At 71.2% G+C, this 14,267-nt stretch carries 14 protein-coding genes; 11 read left to right on the top strand and 3 right to left on the bottom strand.

Features of this window, described 5'->3' with window-relative positions; all coding sequences use genetic code 11:
- Window positions 1-190 precede the first annotated feature (190 nt).
- Both U5640_RS09925 and U5640_RS09920 read left to right on the top strand, forming a co-directional pair.
- On the top strand, window positions 191-487 hold the full coding sequence (locus tag U5640_RS09925) for a DUF4193 domain-containing protein (RefSeq protein ID WP_003993510.1): 297 nt from the start codon (window positions 191-193) through the stop codon (window positions 485-487).
- Between the two features lie 13 nt (window positions 488-500).
- Window positions 501-1,448, top strand: a complete 948-nt coding sequence (locus tag U5640_RS09920) for a hypothetical protein (RefSeq protein WP_340375432.1) — start codon at window positions 501-503, stop codon at window positions 1,446-1,448.
- A gap of 16 nt (window positions 1,449-1,464) precedes the next feature.
- Here U5640_RS09920 and U5640_RS09915 read toward each other — a convergent pair whose 3' ends face one another.
- A complete protein-coding gene (locus U5640_RS09915; protein WP_340375431.1) occupies window positions 1,465-1,929 on the bottom strand; it encodes a DUF3093 domain-containing protein in 465 nt (154 codons plus the stop codon).
- 58 nt (window positions 1,930-1,987) lie between these two features.
- Between U5640_RS09915 and U5640_RS09910 the strand changes: the two genes are divergently transcribed.
- The 7 genes from U5640_RS09910 to U5640_RS09880 all read left to right on the top strand — a co-directional run bounded on the left by U5640_RS09910 (window position 1,988) and on the right by U5640_RS09880 (window position 8,585).
- Window positions 1,988-2,572, top strand: a complete 585-nt coding sequence (locus U5640_RS09910; protein WP_340375430.1) for a PaaI family thioesterase — start codon at window positions 1,988-1,990, stop codon at window positions 2,570-2,572.
- Window positions 2,569-3,111, top strand: coding sequence for a dUTP diphosphatase (dut, locus tag U5640_RS09905; protein WP_055633559.1), 543 nt, complete (start codon window positions 2,569-2,571; stop codon window positions 3,109-3,111). Before U5640_RS09910 ends, dut begins: the two co-directional genes overlap by 4 nt.
- Before the next feature lies 1 nt (window position 3,112).
- Window positions 3,113-3,880 carry a DUF3710 domain-containing protein gene (locus tag U5640_RS09900; RefSeq protein WP_340375429.1) on the top strand — a complete coding sequence of 256 codons (768 nt, stop codon included), beginning with the start codon at window positions 3,113-3,115 and terminating at the stop codon, window positions 3,878-3,880.
- A 198-nt stretch (window positions 3,881-4,078) separates the two neighbouring features.
- Complete coding sequence (locus U5640_RS09895; RefSeq protein WP_340375428.1) at window positions 4,079-6,664, top strand: ATP-binding protein; 2,586 nt, start codon at window positions 4,079-4,081, stop codon at window positions 6,662-6,664.
- A complete protein-coding gene (locus tag U5640_RS09890) occupies window positions 6,658-7,374 on the top strand; it encodes a response regulator (RefSeq protein ID WP_340375427.1) in 717 nt (238 codons plus the stop codon). Before U5640_RS09895 ends, U5640_RS09890 begins: the two co-directional genes overlap by 7 nt.
- A gap of 50 nt (window positions 7,375-7,424) precedes the next feature.
- Window positions 7,425-7,823 (top strand): OB-fold nucleic acid binding domain-containing protein, encoded by a 399-nt coding sequence (locus tag U5640_RS09885; protein WP_340375426.1) that lies wholly within the window; start codon window positions 7,425-7,427, stop codon window positions 7,821-7,823.
- 3 nt (window positions 7,824-7,826) lie between these two features.
- Window positions 7,827-8,585: a DUF3159 domain-containing protein gene (locus U5640_RS09880; RefSeq protein WP_340375425.1), complete on the top strand. Its 759-nt coding sequence runs from the start codon at window positions 7,827-7,829 to the stop codon at window positions 8,583-8,585.
- Window positions 8,586-8,627: 42 nt separating this feature from the next.
- On the opposite strand, the gene U5640_RS09875 is transcribed toward U5640_RS09880, so the two are convergent.
- Both U5640_RS09875 and U5640_RS09870 read right to left on the bottom strand, forming a co-directional pair.
- A complete protein-coding gene (locus U5640_RS09875; protein ID WP_133914085.1) occupies window positions 8,628-9,296 on the bottom strand; it encodes a TrkA family potassium uptake protein in 669 nt (222 codons plus the stop codon).
- On the bottom strand, window positions 9,296-9,964 hold the full coding sequence (locus U5640_RS09870; protein ID WP_340375424.1) for a TrkA family potassium uptake protein: 669 nt from the start codon (window positions 9,962-9,964) through the stop codon (window positions 9,296-9,298). Before U5640_RS09870 ends, U5640_RS09875 begins: the two co-directional genes overlap by 1 nt.
- A 414-nt stretch (window positions 9,965-10,378) precedes the next feature.
- Between U5640_RS09870 and U5640_RS09865 the strand changes: the two genes are divergently transcribed.
- Window positions 10,379-12,460: an APC family permease gene (locus tag U5640_RS09865; RefSeq protein ID WP_340375423.1), complete on the top strand. Its 2,082-nt coding sequence runs from the start codon at window positions 10,379-10,381 to the stop codon at window positions 12,458-12,460.
- A 104-nt stretch (window positions 12,461-12,564) separates the two neighbouring features.
- Window positions 12,565-13,893, top strand: a complete 1,329-nt coding sequence (locus U5640_RS09860; protein ID WP_340375422.1) for a TRAM domain-containing protein — start codon at window positions 12,565-12,567, stop codon at window positions 13,891-13,893.
- Window positions 13,894-14,267: the final 374 nt, after the last annotated feature.

Raw genomic sequence — 14,267 nt, 5'->3', positions numbered from 1 at the left:
CGGCATCAGGACCGTGTACGGTCCCGATCGCCATCCAAGCCGATCACTCATGAGGAGTCCGGTTGGGTGTCGATTGAGTAACAGACCTTGATGTGAGGCAAAATCTCCGCCTCGAGGCGGGCACAAGTCCGGCCTCTCACGCGTTACGTGCGCTGGAGACACCGCATTCACCCAGAGGGGGAGAGGCGAAATGGCAACCGATTACGACACCCCACGCAAGACCGACGACGATGTCGACTCCGACAGCCTTGAGGAGCTGAAGGCCCGGCGGAACGACAAGTCCGCCTCCGCCGTCGATGTCGACGAGTTCGAGGCCGCGGAAGGGCTGGAGCTCCCCGGAGCGGACCTGTCCAACGAGGAACTGGCCGTCCGGGTGCTGCCGAAGCAGCAGGACGAGTTCACCTGCATGAGCTGCTTCCTGGTGCACCACCGCAGCCAGCTGGCCCGGGAGAAGAACGGTCAGCCGATCTGCCGCGACTGCGACTGAGGCGGGGTCGGCCGTGACTGGCTCGACCCCCTCTCGGAAGCGCCGCTTCCGCAAGCCGGGAGCGGACCACGGGCCGTCCGACGGCCCTCACGGCGTGCGTGACGACGGGCGAGGCTCATCCTGTACGGGAGTGGTCCCGGCGGGATCGGCCTCGCTCGGTACGACAGGCGACGGGACCGACCTCCCCGAGCCTGGACGAGGACCCGCGCCCGTCGCCAGGCGACGGGCCGCGGTGATCCGCGACAAGGCCGGGGACCTGGCCCGGGAAGGCGTCCGCAAGGGCGGGGACCGCGCCAGGGCCGGTCTGGCCTACCTGACGGACCGGATCATCGAGATCGCCCCGAGGATCCCCGTACGGGACCTCAGGACGCTCCGCGGACAGTTCCCCGGCCTCGGGCCGGAACAGCTCGCCGACAAGCTCGTGGCGGGCGCCGCGAACGCCACGTCCACGGTCGGCGCGGGCGTCGGCGCGGCGGCCATGCTGCCCGTGCCGCCCGCGATGCCGACCGAGCTGGCCGCGGAGATCACCGGCGTGGCGGCGATCGAGCTGAAGCTCATCGCCGAACTGCACGAGGTGTACGGCCTCAGACCCCCCGGCAACCTCAAGGACCGCAGCACGGCCTATCTGCGCGCCTGGTCGGGCGAGCGCGGCATAGACCCGCTCAAGCCGTCCTCGGTCAACTCCGCGCTCGGCGGCCAGATGAAACGCGAGCTGCGCCAGCAGATCATGAAACGGCTCGTCCGTGACCTGCCGATGCTGATGCCGTTCCTGGTGGGCGCCGTGGTGGGGGCGGCCATGAACCGGCGCGACACCAAGAAGCTGGCCGCGAGGATCCGCGCCGATCTGCGCAAGGCCCAGGTGCCCTGGGAGGCCCTGGCGGACCTGCCGCCGCTGGAGAAGCCCGCCGAACCGCTGGACATGACGGAGCTCCCCGGACATCCCAGGGAGCTCGGGTACTGAGCCGGGGCGCGGCGACCTAGACCGCGGCCTCCCGCGCCGTGCGCAGCGCCTGCGCCAGCCGCTCCGGCTCCCGCGTCGACAGGTACAGGTAGGGGGTCGGGTCGTCCGGATCGGTGACCTGCACCTTCAGCGCGGTGGGGATGTAGGCGCGCAGCAGCAGGAACGCGCGCACGTCCGCCTTGTAGGTGCGCCAGGCGCGCGCCTCCTCCGGGTCCAGGACCTCTGCCTCGCCGAGGTCCGCGACCGGGATCTTCGCCTCGCCGGCGATCAGCGCGTCCCCGACCACCCGGATGCGCACGGAGCCGTACGAACTGGCGGCGACGGCGGCCACCGCCGTCCCGCCGACCAGGCCGCCCAGCAGCGGCAGGGTGCCGAAGGGCAGCAGGATCAGGGCGAAGGAGACGCCCACGAGGAACGAGATCAGCCACCAGGTGCGGGGCGCGGTGAGACGTTCTTCGTAAGGGGCGGCGGAGAGCTGCATGGAGTCAAGCTTGGCACGGTGCCCGGTATCGGCCGACGCGCGGGTAAGGTCTGCGGCTGTGAGTGGTACTTCCGCAGCTCTTCAGCCCCCCGCCGACGCCGTGAAACCCGTTCGGCACCCCGATGCTCCCGCACCCGGCGAGCTCCTCGGTGCCCACTACGAACAGTGTTTCGGGTGCGGCGGCGGACAGGTGCACGGGCTGCACCTCGAGGCGCGGGCCGGCGAAGGGGTCGCCGTCACCGCCGAGTTCACCGTGCAGCCCGCCCACCAGGGCGCTCCGGGGCTCGCGCACGGCGGGGTGCTGGCCACCGCACTCGACGAGACGCTCGGCTCGCTGAACTGGCTGCTGCGCACCGTCGCGGTGACCGGCCGGCTGGAGACCGACTTCGTCCGGCCGGTGCCGGTCGGCACCACCCTGTACCTGGAGGCCGAGGTGACGGCGGTGGCCCGGCGGAAGATCTACTCGACGGCCACCGGACGCATCGGCGGCCCCGAGGGCCCCGTCGCGGTCCGCGCCGACGCACTCTTCGTCGAGGTCGAGGTGGCGCACTTCGTCCACCACGGCCGCGAGGAGGAGATCCAGGCGGCCATGAGCGACCCCGACCAGGTCCGGCGCGCCCGCGCCTTCGAGGTGAACCCGTGAGCCGTGCCCCCCTGAACGTCCTGATCCGGCGCGTCCACCCCGACGTACCGCTTCCGGCGTACGAGCACCCCGGGGACGCCGGGGCGGATCTGCGGACCACCGAGGCCTGCGAGCTGGGGCCCGGGGAACGGGCCGTCCTGCCCACGGGGGTGTCCGTCGCGCTGCCCGAGGGGTACGCGGCCTTCGTGCATCCCCGGTCGGGGCTCGCGGCCCGCTGCGGAGTCGGACTCGTGAATGCCCCGGGGACGGTTGATGCCGGGTACCGTGGGGAGATCAAGGTGATCGTGGTGAATCTCGACCCGCGCGAGTCCGTGCGGTTCGAGCGCTTCGACCGGATTGCCCAACTGGTCGTCCAGCAGGTCGAGAGGGTCCGCTTCCAGGAGGTCGCGGAACTTCCCGAATCGGCACGGGCCGCGGGGGGCTTCGGGTCCACCGGCGGGCATGCCGCGGTGGGCGATGCAAGCGGTCAGGCCGCCCTGGGCGGCAGTGTGGGTGGGTATCGATACGCATCGGTCGTATCCGACCGGGAAGGACAGTGACGTGTTCGGACGTCGCAAGAAGAAGGGTGCCGCCGAGGACGCGGCCGGCGAGGCCGAGCAGGTCGTCGACAGTGTCGACACTGAGGCGGACGAAGAGGTAACGGGCGAGCGTGAGCGCGTCCGGCTCGAGCCCGAGCCGCGGCCCGACGGACCCTGGGACAGCTCCGAGGTCCGCGACCCGGCCGAGGGCCGGGTGGACCTGGGCGGTCTGTTCGTGCCGGGCGTCGACGGCATGGAGCTGCGCGTCGAGGTCGCGGGTGACGCGATCGTCGCCGCCACCGTCGTCCTGCGTGACAGCGCCGTCCAGCTCCAGGCCTTCGCCGCACCCAAGCGCGAGGGCATCTGGGGCGAGGTGCGCGAGGAGATCGGGGCGGGCATCACCCAGCAGGGCGGGATCATCGACGAGGTCGAGGGCCCGCTGGGCTGGGAGCTGCGGGCCCAGGTCCCGGTGCAGCTGCCGGACGGCACCGGCGGCTTCCACGTCGTCCGGTTCGTCGGTGTGGACGGCCCCCGCTGGTTCCTGCGCGGAGTGATCTCCGGCCAGGGCGCGGTGCAGCCGCAGGCCGCCGGGCTGCTGGAGCAGATCTTCCGGGACACGGTCGTGGTGCGCGGAGACGGCCCGATGGCGCCGCGCGACCCCATCGTCCTCAAGCTGCCGAACGACGCGCAGATGGTCCCCGAGGGCATCCAGCAGCAGGACGAGAGCTCCCGCTTCTCCGGAGGCATGGGCCAGCTCCAGCGCGGACCGGAGATCACCGAGGTCCGCTGAGCGCGAGAGCGAGTCACAGAGAGCCGCATCCTTCGGGGTGCGGCTCTTTTCGTACCGCCGGGGACGACCGCGTACGACCCGGTCGCGTCAGGGTTGCGTCAAAGGCGCCCCCCGGCGCACCCCTCGCCCCATTTGTCGGACCCCCTGGCCGTAGGGTCGACGCTGCGTGGGCAGGAGTCACGGGAAGACAATGGGGCCATGGCGCGCGGCAAGCTTCGGATCTACCTCGGTGCGGCACCGGGCGTGGGCAAGACCTACGCCATGCTGTCCGAGGCGCACCGCCGGGTGGAACGCGGTACGGACTGCGTGGTGGCGTTCGTCGAGCACCACGGCCGTACCCGCACCGAGGTGATGCTGCACGGCCTGGAGCAGGTCGCGCGCCGCGAGCTGGAGCACCGGGGCGCCGTCTTCACCGAGATGGACGTGGACGCGGTCCTCGCCCGCCACCCGCAGGTCGCCCTGGTGGACGAACTCGCGCACACCAACGTCCCCGGCTCGCGCAACGCCAAGCGCTGGCAGGACGTGGCGGAACTCCTCGCGGCCGGTGTCGACGTCGTCTCCACCGTCAACATCCAGCACCTGGAGTCCCTCGGAGACGTGGTCGAGTCCATCACGGGCGTACGGCAGCAGGAGACCGTCCCCGACGAGTTCGTCCGCCGGGCCGACCAGATCGAGCTGGTGGACATGTCACCGGAGGCCCTCCGCCGCCGGATGGCGCACGGCAACATCTACCGGCCGGACAAGGTCGACGCGGCCCTCTCCAACTACTTCCGGCCCGGCAACCTCACCGCCCTGCGGGAGCTCGCCCTGCTGTGGGTGGCCGACCGGGTCGACGCGTACCTGAAGCGGTACCGCAGCGAGCACCGGGTGTCGGCGATCTGGGGCTCGCGCGAGCGGATCGTCGTCGGGCTCACCGGCGGCCCCGAGGGGCGCACCCTGATCCGTCGGGCGGCCCGGCTCGCCGAGAAGGGCGCCGGCGGCGAGGTCCTCGCCGTCTACATCGCGCGCAGCGACGGACTGACCTCGGCCTCGCCCAAGGAACTGGCCGTCCAGCGCACCCTCGTGGAGGACCTCGGCGGCACCTTCCACCATGTGGTCGGCGACGACATACCGTCCGCGCTGCTGGACTTCGCCCGGGGGGTGAACGCCACCCAGATCGTCCTCGGCTCCTCGCGCCGCAAGGCCTGGCAGTACGTCTTCGGGCCCGGCGTCGGCGCCACCGTCGCCCGCGAGTCCGGCCCCGACCTCGACGTGCACATCGTCACGCACGGCGAGGTCGCCAAGGGCCGGGGGCTCCCCGTGGCCCGCGGTGCCCGGCTCGGGCGGGCCCGGATCATCTGGGGCTGGCTCGTCGGCCTGGGCGGCCCGGTGATCCTCGCGCTGCTGCTGAACACCGTCCAGCTCGGGCTCGCCAACGACATGCTGCTGTTCCTGGCGGTGACCGTGGCGGCGGCGCTGCTCGGCGGACTGCTTCCGGCGCTGGCCTCGGCGGCGCTGGGCTCGCTGCTGCTGAACTTCTTCTACACCCCGCCCCTGCACCGGTGGACGATCGCCGACCCGAAGAACATCATCGCCATAGTGATCTTCGTGGGGGTGGGGGTGTCGGTGGCGTCGGTGGTCGACCTGGCGGCCCGCCGCACCCACCAGGCGGCCCGGCTGAGAGCCGAGTCGGAGATCCTGTCCTTCCTCGCGGGCAACGTGCTGCGCGGCGAGACGAGCCTGGAGGCCCTGCTGGAACGCGTCCGGGAGACGTTCGGCATGGAGTCGGCCGCCCTGCTGGAGCGGGCGGACGACCGGGCCCCGTGGACCTGCGCGGGCCATGTCGGCCCCGGGCGGCCGGTCCAGCGCCCCGACGAGGCGGACGTCGACGTTCCGGTCGGCGACCGCGCGGCGCTGGCGCTCACCGGCCGCGTGCTGCCGGCCGAGGACCGGCGGGTGCTGGCCGCGTTCGCCGCGCAGGCCGTCGTCGTCCTGGACCGCCGACGACTCAAGGAGGAGGCCGAGCACGCCCGCGCGCTGGCCGAGGGCAACCGGATCCGCACCGCGCTGCTGGCCGCCGTCAGCCACGATCTGCGCACCCCGCTGGCCGCGATCAAGGCCGCGGTCTCCAGTCTGCGGTCCGACGACGTGGCCTGGTCCGAGGAGGACCGCGCGGAGCTGCTCGAAGGCATCGAGGACGGCGCCGACCGGCTCGACCACCTGGTGGGCAATCTGCTCGACATGTCGCGTCTGCAGACGGGGACGGTCACGCCGATCATCCGGGAGATCGACCTCGACGAGGTGGTGCCGATGGCCCTCGGCGGGGTCCCCGACCCGGAGGAGAGCGTCGAGCTGGACATCCCCGAGACGCTGCCCATGGTCGCCGTCGACGCCGGGCTGCTGGAGCGGTCGGTGGCCAACCTCGTGGAGAACGCGGTCAAGTACAGCCCGGACGGCGAACCGGTGCTGGTCGCCGCGAGCGCCCTGTCCGACCGCGTCGAGGTCCGGGTGGTGGACCGCGGACCGGGCGTCCCCGACGAGGCCAAGGAGCGGATCTTCGCGCCCTTCCAGCGCCACGGCGACGCACCGCGCGGGGCGGGGGTGGGGCTGGGCCTCGCGGTGGCGCGCGGCTTCGCCGAGGCCATGGGCGGCACCCTCAACGCCGAGGACACCCCCGGCGGAGGCCTCACCATGGTCCTCACACTGCGCGCGGCGGCGGTGACGGCACAGCCGCCGGCACCGCCCGCCGCGGACCCCGCGGCACCAGGACATTCGGTACGACCGGAAAGGCAGGCTTCATGGTGAGTCCTGCTGGGGGAACCTCCCAGACCGCCACCAGGGTGCTGGTGATCGACGACGAACCGCAGATCGTGCGCGCCCTCGTGATCAACCTCAAGGCGCGCAAGTACGAGGTCGACGCCGCCCACGACGGCGCCACCGCCCTCCGGCTCGCCGCCGCCCGCCAGCCGGACGTGGTGGTCCTCGACCTCGGGCTGCCCGACATGGACGGCGTCGAGGTGATCAGGGGGCTGCGGGGCTGGACCCGGGTGCCGATCCTGGTGCTGTCGGCCCGGCACTCCTCGGACGAGAAGGTCGAGGCGCTCGACGCGGGCGCCGACGACTACGTCACCAAGCCCTTCGGCATGGACGAGCTGCTGGCCCGGCTGCGGGCCGCCGTGCGCCGGGCCGAGCCGGCCGGGGGCGGGGAGGACGACGTCCTGGTGGAGACGGACGGGTTCACCGTCGACCTCGCCGCCAAGAAGGTCCACCGGGACGGCCGGGACGTCCGGCTCACCCCGACGGAGTGGCATCTGCTGGAGGTGCTGGTGCGCAACACCGGGCGCCTGGTCGGGCAGAAGCAGCTCCTCCAGGAGGTGTGGGGGCCGTCGTACGGCACCGAGACGAACTACCTGCGGGTCTACATGGCCCAGCTCAGACGGAAACTGGAGGCGGACCCCTCACATCCGCGGCACTTCATCACCGAGCCGGGGATGGGCTACCGCTTCGAGAAGTGAGCCACGGGACGGGTACGGCCGTGTCGGTGCGCCCCGGTACGCTTTCAGACATGAGTACTGTTCCGCGTTCCGACAAGCCGGTGGGCCGGTTCCGGCGCATGCTCGACCGGCTCTCCTCGTCCCAGGAGGACCTGGAGTCCCAGGAGCTGCGGGAGGACGCCGAGACGGCCGGCTGCGTCCGGATCGGCGACTGCCAGGACCGGCAGATCGTCACCGTTACTGGTACCTTGCGCACGGTCACCCTGCGTCCGCGCGCCGGAGTCCCGGCCCTGGAGGCCGAGCTGTTCGACGGCAGCGCCGCGCTGGACGTGGTGTGGCTGGGCAGGCGCTCCATCGTGGGCATAGAGCCGGGGCGCCGGCTCATCGCATCGGGCCGGGTCTCCATGAGCAGAGGCCGCCGGGTGCTGTTCAACCCGAAGTACGAACTGAGACCCCTCGGTAGGGAGTAGCCGGTGACGTCGCTCGAGAAGCCGACCGAAGACACGACCGCGGAGGACACCGCCGCGGCCGACGCCCGGGCGGTGACCGAGGCCGCGCTGTTCGAGGCGTTCGGCGGGCTGCGGGGCATGATCGAGACGGTCGTGCCCGGCCTGCTCTTCGTCACCATCTTCACGATCAACAAGGACCTGCACATGTCCGCGATCGCCGCGCTCGCGGTGTCGCTGGTCCTGGTCGTGGTCCGGCTGGCGATGAAGGACACCGTCAAGCACGCCTTCAGCGGGGTCTTCGGGGTCGCCTTCGGCGTCGTCTTCGCGATGATGACCGGCAACGCGAAGGACTTCTACCTCCCCGGCATGCTCTACACGCTGGGCCTGGCGCTGGCGTACATCATCACGACCCTGTGCGGGGTCCCGCTGATCGGTCTGATCCTCGGCCCGGTCTTCAAGGAGAACCTCTCCTGGCGCACCCGCAACCCCGGCCGCAAGAAGGCGTACGCCAAGGCCAGCTGGGCCTGGGGCCTGATCCTGCTCGCCAAGTGCGCGATCCTCTTCCCGCTGTACTGGTGGGCGAACACCGCGCAGCTGGGCTGGGTCCTGATCGCGCTGAAGATCCCGCCCTTCCTGCTGGCCGTCTGGCTGACCTGGGTCTTCCTGGCCAAGGCGCCCGCGCCGATCGACGTGTTCGCCGAGATGGAGGCGGAGGAGAAGGCGGAGGCCGAGCGCAAGGCCGCCGCCGAGGCCGCGGGCGGTCGGCACCGTAGGGACGGCTGAGGCCTGGGGGCTGCCGCCCCCAGACCCCCGCTGCGGACAGGCCTACGTGTCGCGCCGTACGGACAACAGGTCCTCCAACTGCTCCTCCCGTGCCTGCGCGGCCACGAAGAGCAGCTCGTCGCCCGGTTCCAGGGAGTCCTCCCTGGTCGGGGTGAGGACCCTGGTGCCGCGGATGATGGTGACCAGGGAGGTGTCCTCGGGCCACTCGACGTCGCCGACCTGGGTGCCGGCCAGCGCCGACTCCTCGGGCAGGGTCAGTTCGACGAGGTTGGCGTCGCCGTGGCTGAAGCGCAGCAGCCGGACCAGGTCGCCGACCGAGACCGCCTCCTCGACCAGGGCGGACATCAGCCGCGGCGTGGAGACGGCGACGTCGACGCCCCAGGACTCGTTGAAGAGCCACTCGTTCTTGGGGTTGTTGACGCGGGCGACGACGCGCGGGACGCCGTACTCCGTCTTCGCCAGCAGCGACACCACCAGGTTGACCTTGTCGTCACCGGTGGCGGCGATCACGACGTTGCAGCGCTGGAGCGCCGCCTCGTCCAGGGACGTGATCTCGCAGGCGTCGGCGAGCAGCCACTCCGCCTGGGGGACGCGCTCGACCGAGATGGCGGTCGGCGCCTTGTCGACGAGCAGGACCTCGTGGCCGTTCTCCAGCAGCTCGCCCGCGATCGAGCGGCCGACGGCACCGGCTCCGGCGATGGCGACCCTCATCAGTGACCGCCTTCCTTCGGGCCCTCGGCGAACGACGCCTCGACCTTCTCCACCTCGTCGGTACGCATCATCACATGCACCAGGTCGCCCTCCTGCAGCACCGTCTGCGAGGTGGGCAGCATGGCCTCGCCGAGGCGGGTCAGGAACGCCACCCGGACGCCCGTCTCCTCCTGGAGCTCGCTGATCTTGTGGCCGACCCAGGACGGCGCCGCGTGCACCTCGGCCAGCTGGACGCCGCCGGTGGGGTCGCGCCACAGCGGCTCGGCGCCCGAGGGCAGCAGCCGGCGCAGCATCTGGTCGGCCGTCCAGCGGACGGTGGCGACGGTGGGGATGCCCAGGCGCTGGTAGACCTCGGCCCGCCGGGGGTCGTAGATCCGGGCGGCGACGTTCTCGATGCCGAACATCTCGCGGGCCACCCGGGCGGCGATGATGTTGGAGTTGTCGCCGCTGGAGACGGCGGCGAAGGCGCCGGCCTCCTCGATGCCCGCCTCGCGCAGGGTGTCCTGGTCGAAGCCGACCCCGGTGACACGACGGCCGCCGAACCCGGAGCCCAGTCGTCGGAAGGCGGTGGGGTCCTGGTCGATCACGGCGACCGTGTGCCCCTGTTGCTCCAGGGTCTGCGCGAGAGCGGAACCCACTCTGCCGCAGCCCATGATGACGATGTGCACGACCGTCCTTCCGGAAGTAAAGAAGTCAAGAAGTCAATAAATTTTCTGGCGTGGCTCTGAACAGAGTCTCAGACCGGCGACCAAGCTACACAGCCACGGTGCACGTGGGGCACCCCCGTGCACGCTTTGCGCGATCAGCGCCGGCTGATGCTCCAGAGACTGAGCGCGGTAAGGATTCCGAGGCCGACGAGGGTGCCGACGGCTCCGATCAGCTCCGCGGTCGTGTGCATGGGACCTCCGATGGGCGGCGGCGGGACGGGGTTTGTCATATAGGCATGACGATCGGCGCGGCCAGGGAATCCGCAGCCGACGCGTGGCCGATTTCACTCGTGAGGCAGACGCGGTGCTGCGTCACCCGGCTCACCCCGGGGGAGGGTGGGCGCGCCCCAGTTCGAAGGCATACGATCCTCTGTTGTGTCCAAACTGACCGACGTGCCCAAACGGATCCTGATCGGGCGCGCCCTGCGCAGTGATCGGCTCGGAGAAACGCTCCTGCCGAAGCGCATCGCCCTGCCCGTGTTCGCCTCCGACCCGCTGTCCTCCGTGGCCTACGCGCCCGGGGAGGTGCTGCTGGTCCTGTCCATCGCGGGCGTGTCGGCCTACCACTTCAGCCCGTGGATCGCCCTCGCGGTCGTCGTGCTGATGTTCACGGTGGTCGCCTCCTACCGTCAGAACGTCCACGCCTACCCGAGCGGCGGCGGCGACTACGAGGTGGCCACCACCAACCTCGGCGCCAAGGCGGGCCTGACCGTCGCGAGCGCGCTGCTCGTCGACTACGTCCTCACGGTCGCCGTCTCCATCGCCTCCGGCATCGAGAACCTCGGCTCCGCGATCCCCTTCGTCGTCGAGCACAAGGTGGTCTGCGCGGTCGCCGTCGTGGTGCTGCTGACGCTGATGAACCTGCGCGGGGTCAAGGAGTCCGGGAAGCTCTTCGCCATCCCGACGTACGTGTTCGTCGCGGGCGTCTTCATCATGATCGCGTGGGGTGCGTTCCGCGGACTCGTCCTCGACGACACCATGCGGGCGCCGACCGCCGAGTACACGATCAAGGCCGAGCACCAGGGCCTGGCCGGTTTCGCCCTGGTCTTCCTGATGCTGCGCGCCTTCTCCTCCGGCTGTGCGGCGCTCACCGGCGTCGAGGCCATCTCCAACGGCGTGCCGGCCTTCCGCAAGCCCAAGTCGAAGAACGCTGCGACCACGCTCGCGGCGATGGGCCTGCTGGCCGTCACCATGTTCTGCGGCATCATCGTGCTCGCCCTGACCACCGATGTCCGCATGGCCGAGAACCCGGCCGTCGACCTGCTGAAGAACGGCGTCGGGGTCGGCCCCGACTACGTCCAGAACCCGGTGATCACCCAGGTCGCCGAGGCCGTCTTCGGCAAGGGCAGCTTCTTCTTCGTGGTCCTCGCGGCGGCCACCGCGCTGGTGCTGTTCCTCGCCGCCAACACCGCCTACAACGGCTTCCCGGTGCTCGGCTCGATCCTCGCCCAGGACCGCTACCTGCCCCGCCAGCTGCACACCCGCGGCGACCGCCTCGCCTTCTCCAACGGCATCGTGCTCCTGGCCGGCGCGGCGACCTTCCTGATCATCATCTACGGCGCCGACTCCACCCGTCTCATCCAGCTGTACATCGTCGGCGTGTTCGTGTCCTTCACGCTCAGCCAGACCGGCATGGTCCGCCACTGGAACCGCCATCTGGCCACCGAGACCGACCAGGCCAAGCGCCGCCACATGGTCCGCTCCCGGGCGATCAACGCCTTCGGCGCCTTCTTCACCGGCCTCGTGCTGGTCGTCGTCCTCGTCACCAAGTTCACGCACGGCGCCTGGGTCGCGCTGCTCGGCATGGTGATCTTCTACGCGACGATGACGGCGATCCGCAAGCACTACGACCGCGTCTCCGACGAGATCGCGGCACCCGAGGGCCCGAGCGACGACAGCGTACGGCCGTCCCGGGTGCACTCCGTGGTCCTGATCTCCAAGATCCACCGCCCGACCCTGCGGGCCCTCGCCTACGCCAAGCTGATGCGCTCCGACACCCTGGAGGCGCTCACCGTCAACGTCGACCCCACCGAGACGAAGGCGCTGCGCGAGGAGTGGGAGCGGCGCGGGATCGACGTACCGCTGAAGGTCCTGGACTCCCCGTACCGCGAGATCACGCGGCCGATCATCGAGTACGTCAAGAGCCTGCGCAAGGAGTCGCCGCGCGCCGCCGTCTCGGTGATCATCCCGGAGTACGTGGTCGGCCACTGGTACGAGCACCTGCTGCACAACCAGAGCGCGCTGCGGCTCAAGGGGCGCCTGCTGTTCACGCCCGGCGTCATGGTCACCTCCGTGCCGTACCAGCTGGAGTCCTCCGAGGCGGCCCGGATGCGGGCCCGCAAGCGGCAGGAGTGGAACGCGCCCGGTGCGGTGCGGCGCGGTCCCGCAGAGCAGGGCCGGGCGAAGGAGGCGTCGGGTTCGGCCACGGGCCCCTCGGGCTCCTCGTCGGAGTCGTAGCGCCCGGCGGGCCCACCGTGTGGTGAACGGCCGGACGACAGCCACGTAGACTGGTGGGCTGTTGTCCGGCCGTTCCTCGTTCGACGTTGTGGAGTCACCCCGCCATGCAGGCAGAACCGAAGAAGACACTGGTGGGGAACGAGTACGAGGTCGAGATCGGCCCCGTCGCCCACGGCGGCCACTGCATCGCCCGCACCGACGCCGGTCAGGTGCTGTTCGTCCGGCACGCCCTGCCCGGCGAGCGGGTCGTGGCCCGGGTGACCGAGGGCGAGGAGGGCGCCCGTTTCCTGCGCGCGGACGCCGTGGAGATCCTCTCCGCCTCCAAGGACCGCGTCGAGGCCCCCTGTCCCTTCGCCGGCCCCGGCCGCTGCGGCGGCTGCGACTGGCAGCACGCCAAGCCGGGCGCCCAGCGCCGGCTCAAGGGCGAGGTGATCGCCGAGCAGCTCCAGCGGCTCGCGGGCCTCACGCCCGAGGAGGCCGGCTGGGACGGCACCGTGATGCCGGCGGAGGGCGACAAGCTGCCCGCCGGGCAGGTGCCGCAGTGGCGCACGCGCGTGCAGTACGCGGTGGACGCCGAGGGCCACGCCGGCCTGCGCCGGCACCGCTCGCACGACGTGGAGCGGATCGACCACTGCATGATCGCCGCCGAGGGCGTCGCCGAACTGGGCATCGAGCGGCGCGACTGGACCGGGATGGCGACGGTCGAGGCGATCTCGGCGACCGGCTCCCAGGACCGGCAGGTGATCCTCACCCCGCGGCCCGGCGCACGGCTGCCGATCGTGGAACTGGACCGTCCCGTCTCCGTCATGCGGGTCGGCGAGAAGGACGGCGGCGTGCACCGCGTCCACGGCCGCCCCTTCGTCCGTGAGCGCGCGGACGGCCGCACCCACCGGGTCGGCAGCGGCGGCTTCTGGCAGGTCCACCCGAAGGCGGCGGACACCCTGGTGACCGCCGTGATGCAGGGCCTGCTGCCGCGCAAGGGCGACACCGCCCTCGACCTGTACTGCGGCGTCGGCCTCTTCGCCGGCGCCCTGGCGGACCGCCTCGGCGAGAAGGGCGCGGTCCTCGGCATCGAGTCCGGCAAGCGCGCGGTCGAGGACGCCCGGCACAACCTCGCGGACTTCCCCCGGGTCCGCATCGAACAGGGCAAGGTGGAATCCGTCCTGCCGCGCACCGGCATCACCGAGGTCAACCTCATCGTCCTCGACCCGCCCCGCGCGGGAGCGGGCCGCGCCACGGTCGAACACCTGGTCTCCCTGGACGCCCGCCGCATCGCCTACGTCGCCTGCGACCCCGCCGCCCTGGCGCGCGACCTGGGGTACTTCCGGGACGGGGGGTACCGGGTGCGGACGCTGCGGGCGTTCGATCTGTTCCCGATGACGCATCACGTTGAGTGCGTGGCGATTCTTGAGCCTGCGGCAAAGGGCTCCTGACCTGCAGGTTCGGGTGGTGTGCGTTATGTGCGCTGTGGGCGTTACGGGCGATATCTTGACGCATGTTTGACGCGTGCTGCGGATGTTTGACGCACGTTCTGATGGGATGTCAGGTAGCTGTTCTTGCAGGTGGCGGGCGGTCAGCTACTCCCTGTGGGAAGCCTTTCTTTACTGTCCCTTGGTGAGGGAGCGGCTCAGTAGGAGCGGGGTCCGTGCGGGCTCCAGCCGTGGAGGAACGGTTCCAGGTCTGCGGGTCTGGGCTTGGAGGGGGTGTGGCGACGAGATTGAACACCATGGCGAGCGCTGCGGCCGGGCTGCTGGCACCGCGGGCGTCCTTGGTGCGGACCTTCTCTCGAATACCTGCACCAGCATCG

This window comes from Streptomyces sp. SS7, from assembly GCF_037993025.1.
Taxonomy (GTDB): Bacteria; Actinomycetota; Actinomycetes; order Streptomycetales; family Streptomycetaceae; genus Streptomyces.
This window is presented reverse-complemented; position numbering and strand designations above follow the sequence as displayed.

Excerpts from the sequence above, each read along its gene's own strand:
- U5640_RS09925 (WP_003993510.1), top strand. The coding sequence starts at position 191 with ATGGCAACCGATTACGACACCCCACGCAAGACCGACGACGATGTCGAC.
- U5640_RS09915 (WP_340375431.1), bottom strand. The coding sequence starts at position 1,929 with ATGCAGCTCTCCGCCGCCCCTTACGAAGAACGTCTCACCGCGCCCCGC.
- U5640_RS09895 (WP_340375428.1), top strand. The coding sequence starts at position 4,079 with ATGGCGCGCGGCAAGCTTCGGATCTACCTCGGTGCGGCACCGGGCGTG.
- U5640_RS09890 (WP_340375427.1), top strand. The coding sequence starts at position 6,658 with ATGGTGAGTCCTGCTGGGGGAACCTCCCAGACCGCCACCAGGGTGCTG.
- U5640_RS09885 (WP_340375426.1), top strand. The coding sequence starts at position 7,425 with ATGAGTACTGTTCCGCGTTCCGACAAGCCGGTGGGCCGGTTCCGGCGC.
- U5640_RS09875 (WP_133914085.1), bottom strand. The coding sequence starts at position 9,296 with ATGAGGGTCGCCATCGCCGGAGCCGGTGCCGTCGGCCGCTCGATCGCG.
- U5640_RS09860 (WP_340375422.1), top strand. The coding sequence starts at position 12,565 with ATGCAGGCAGAACCGAAGAAGACACTGGTGGGGAACGAGTACGAGGTC.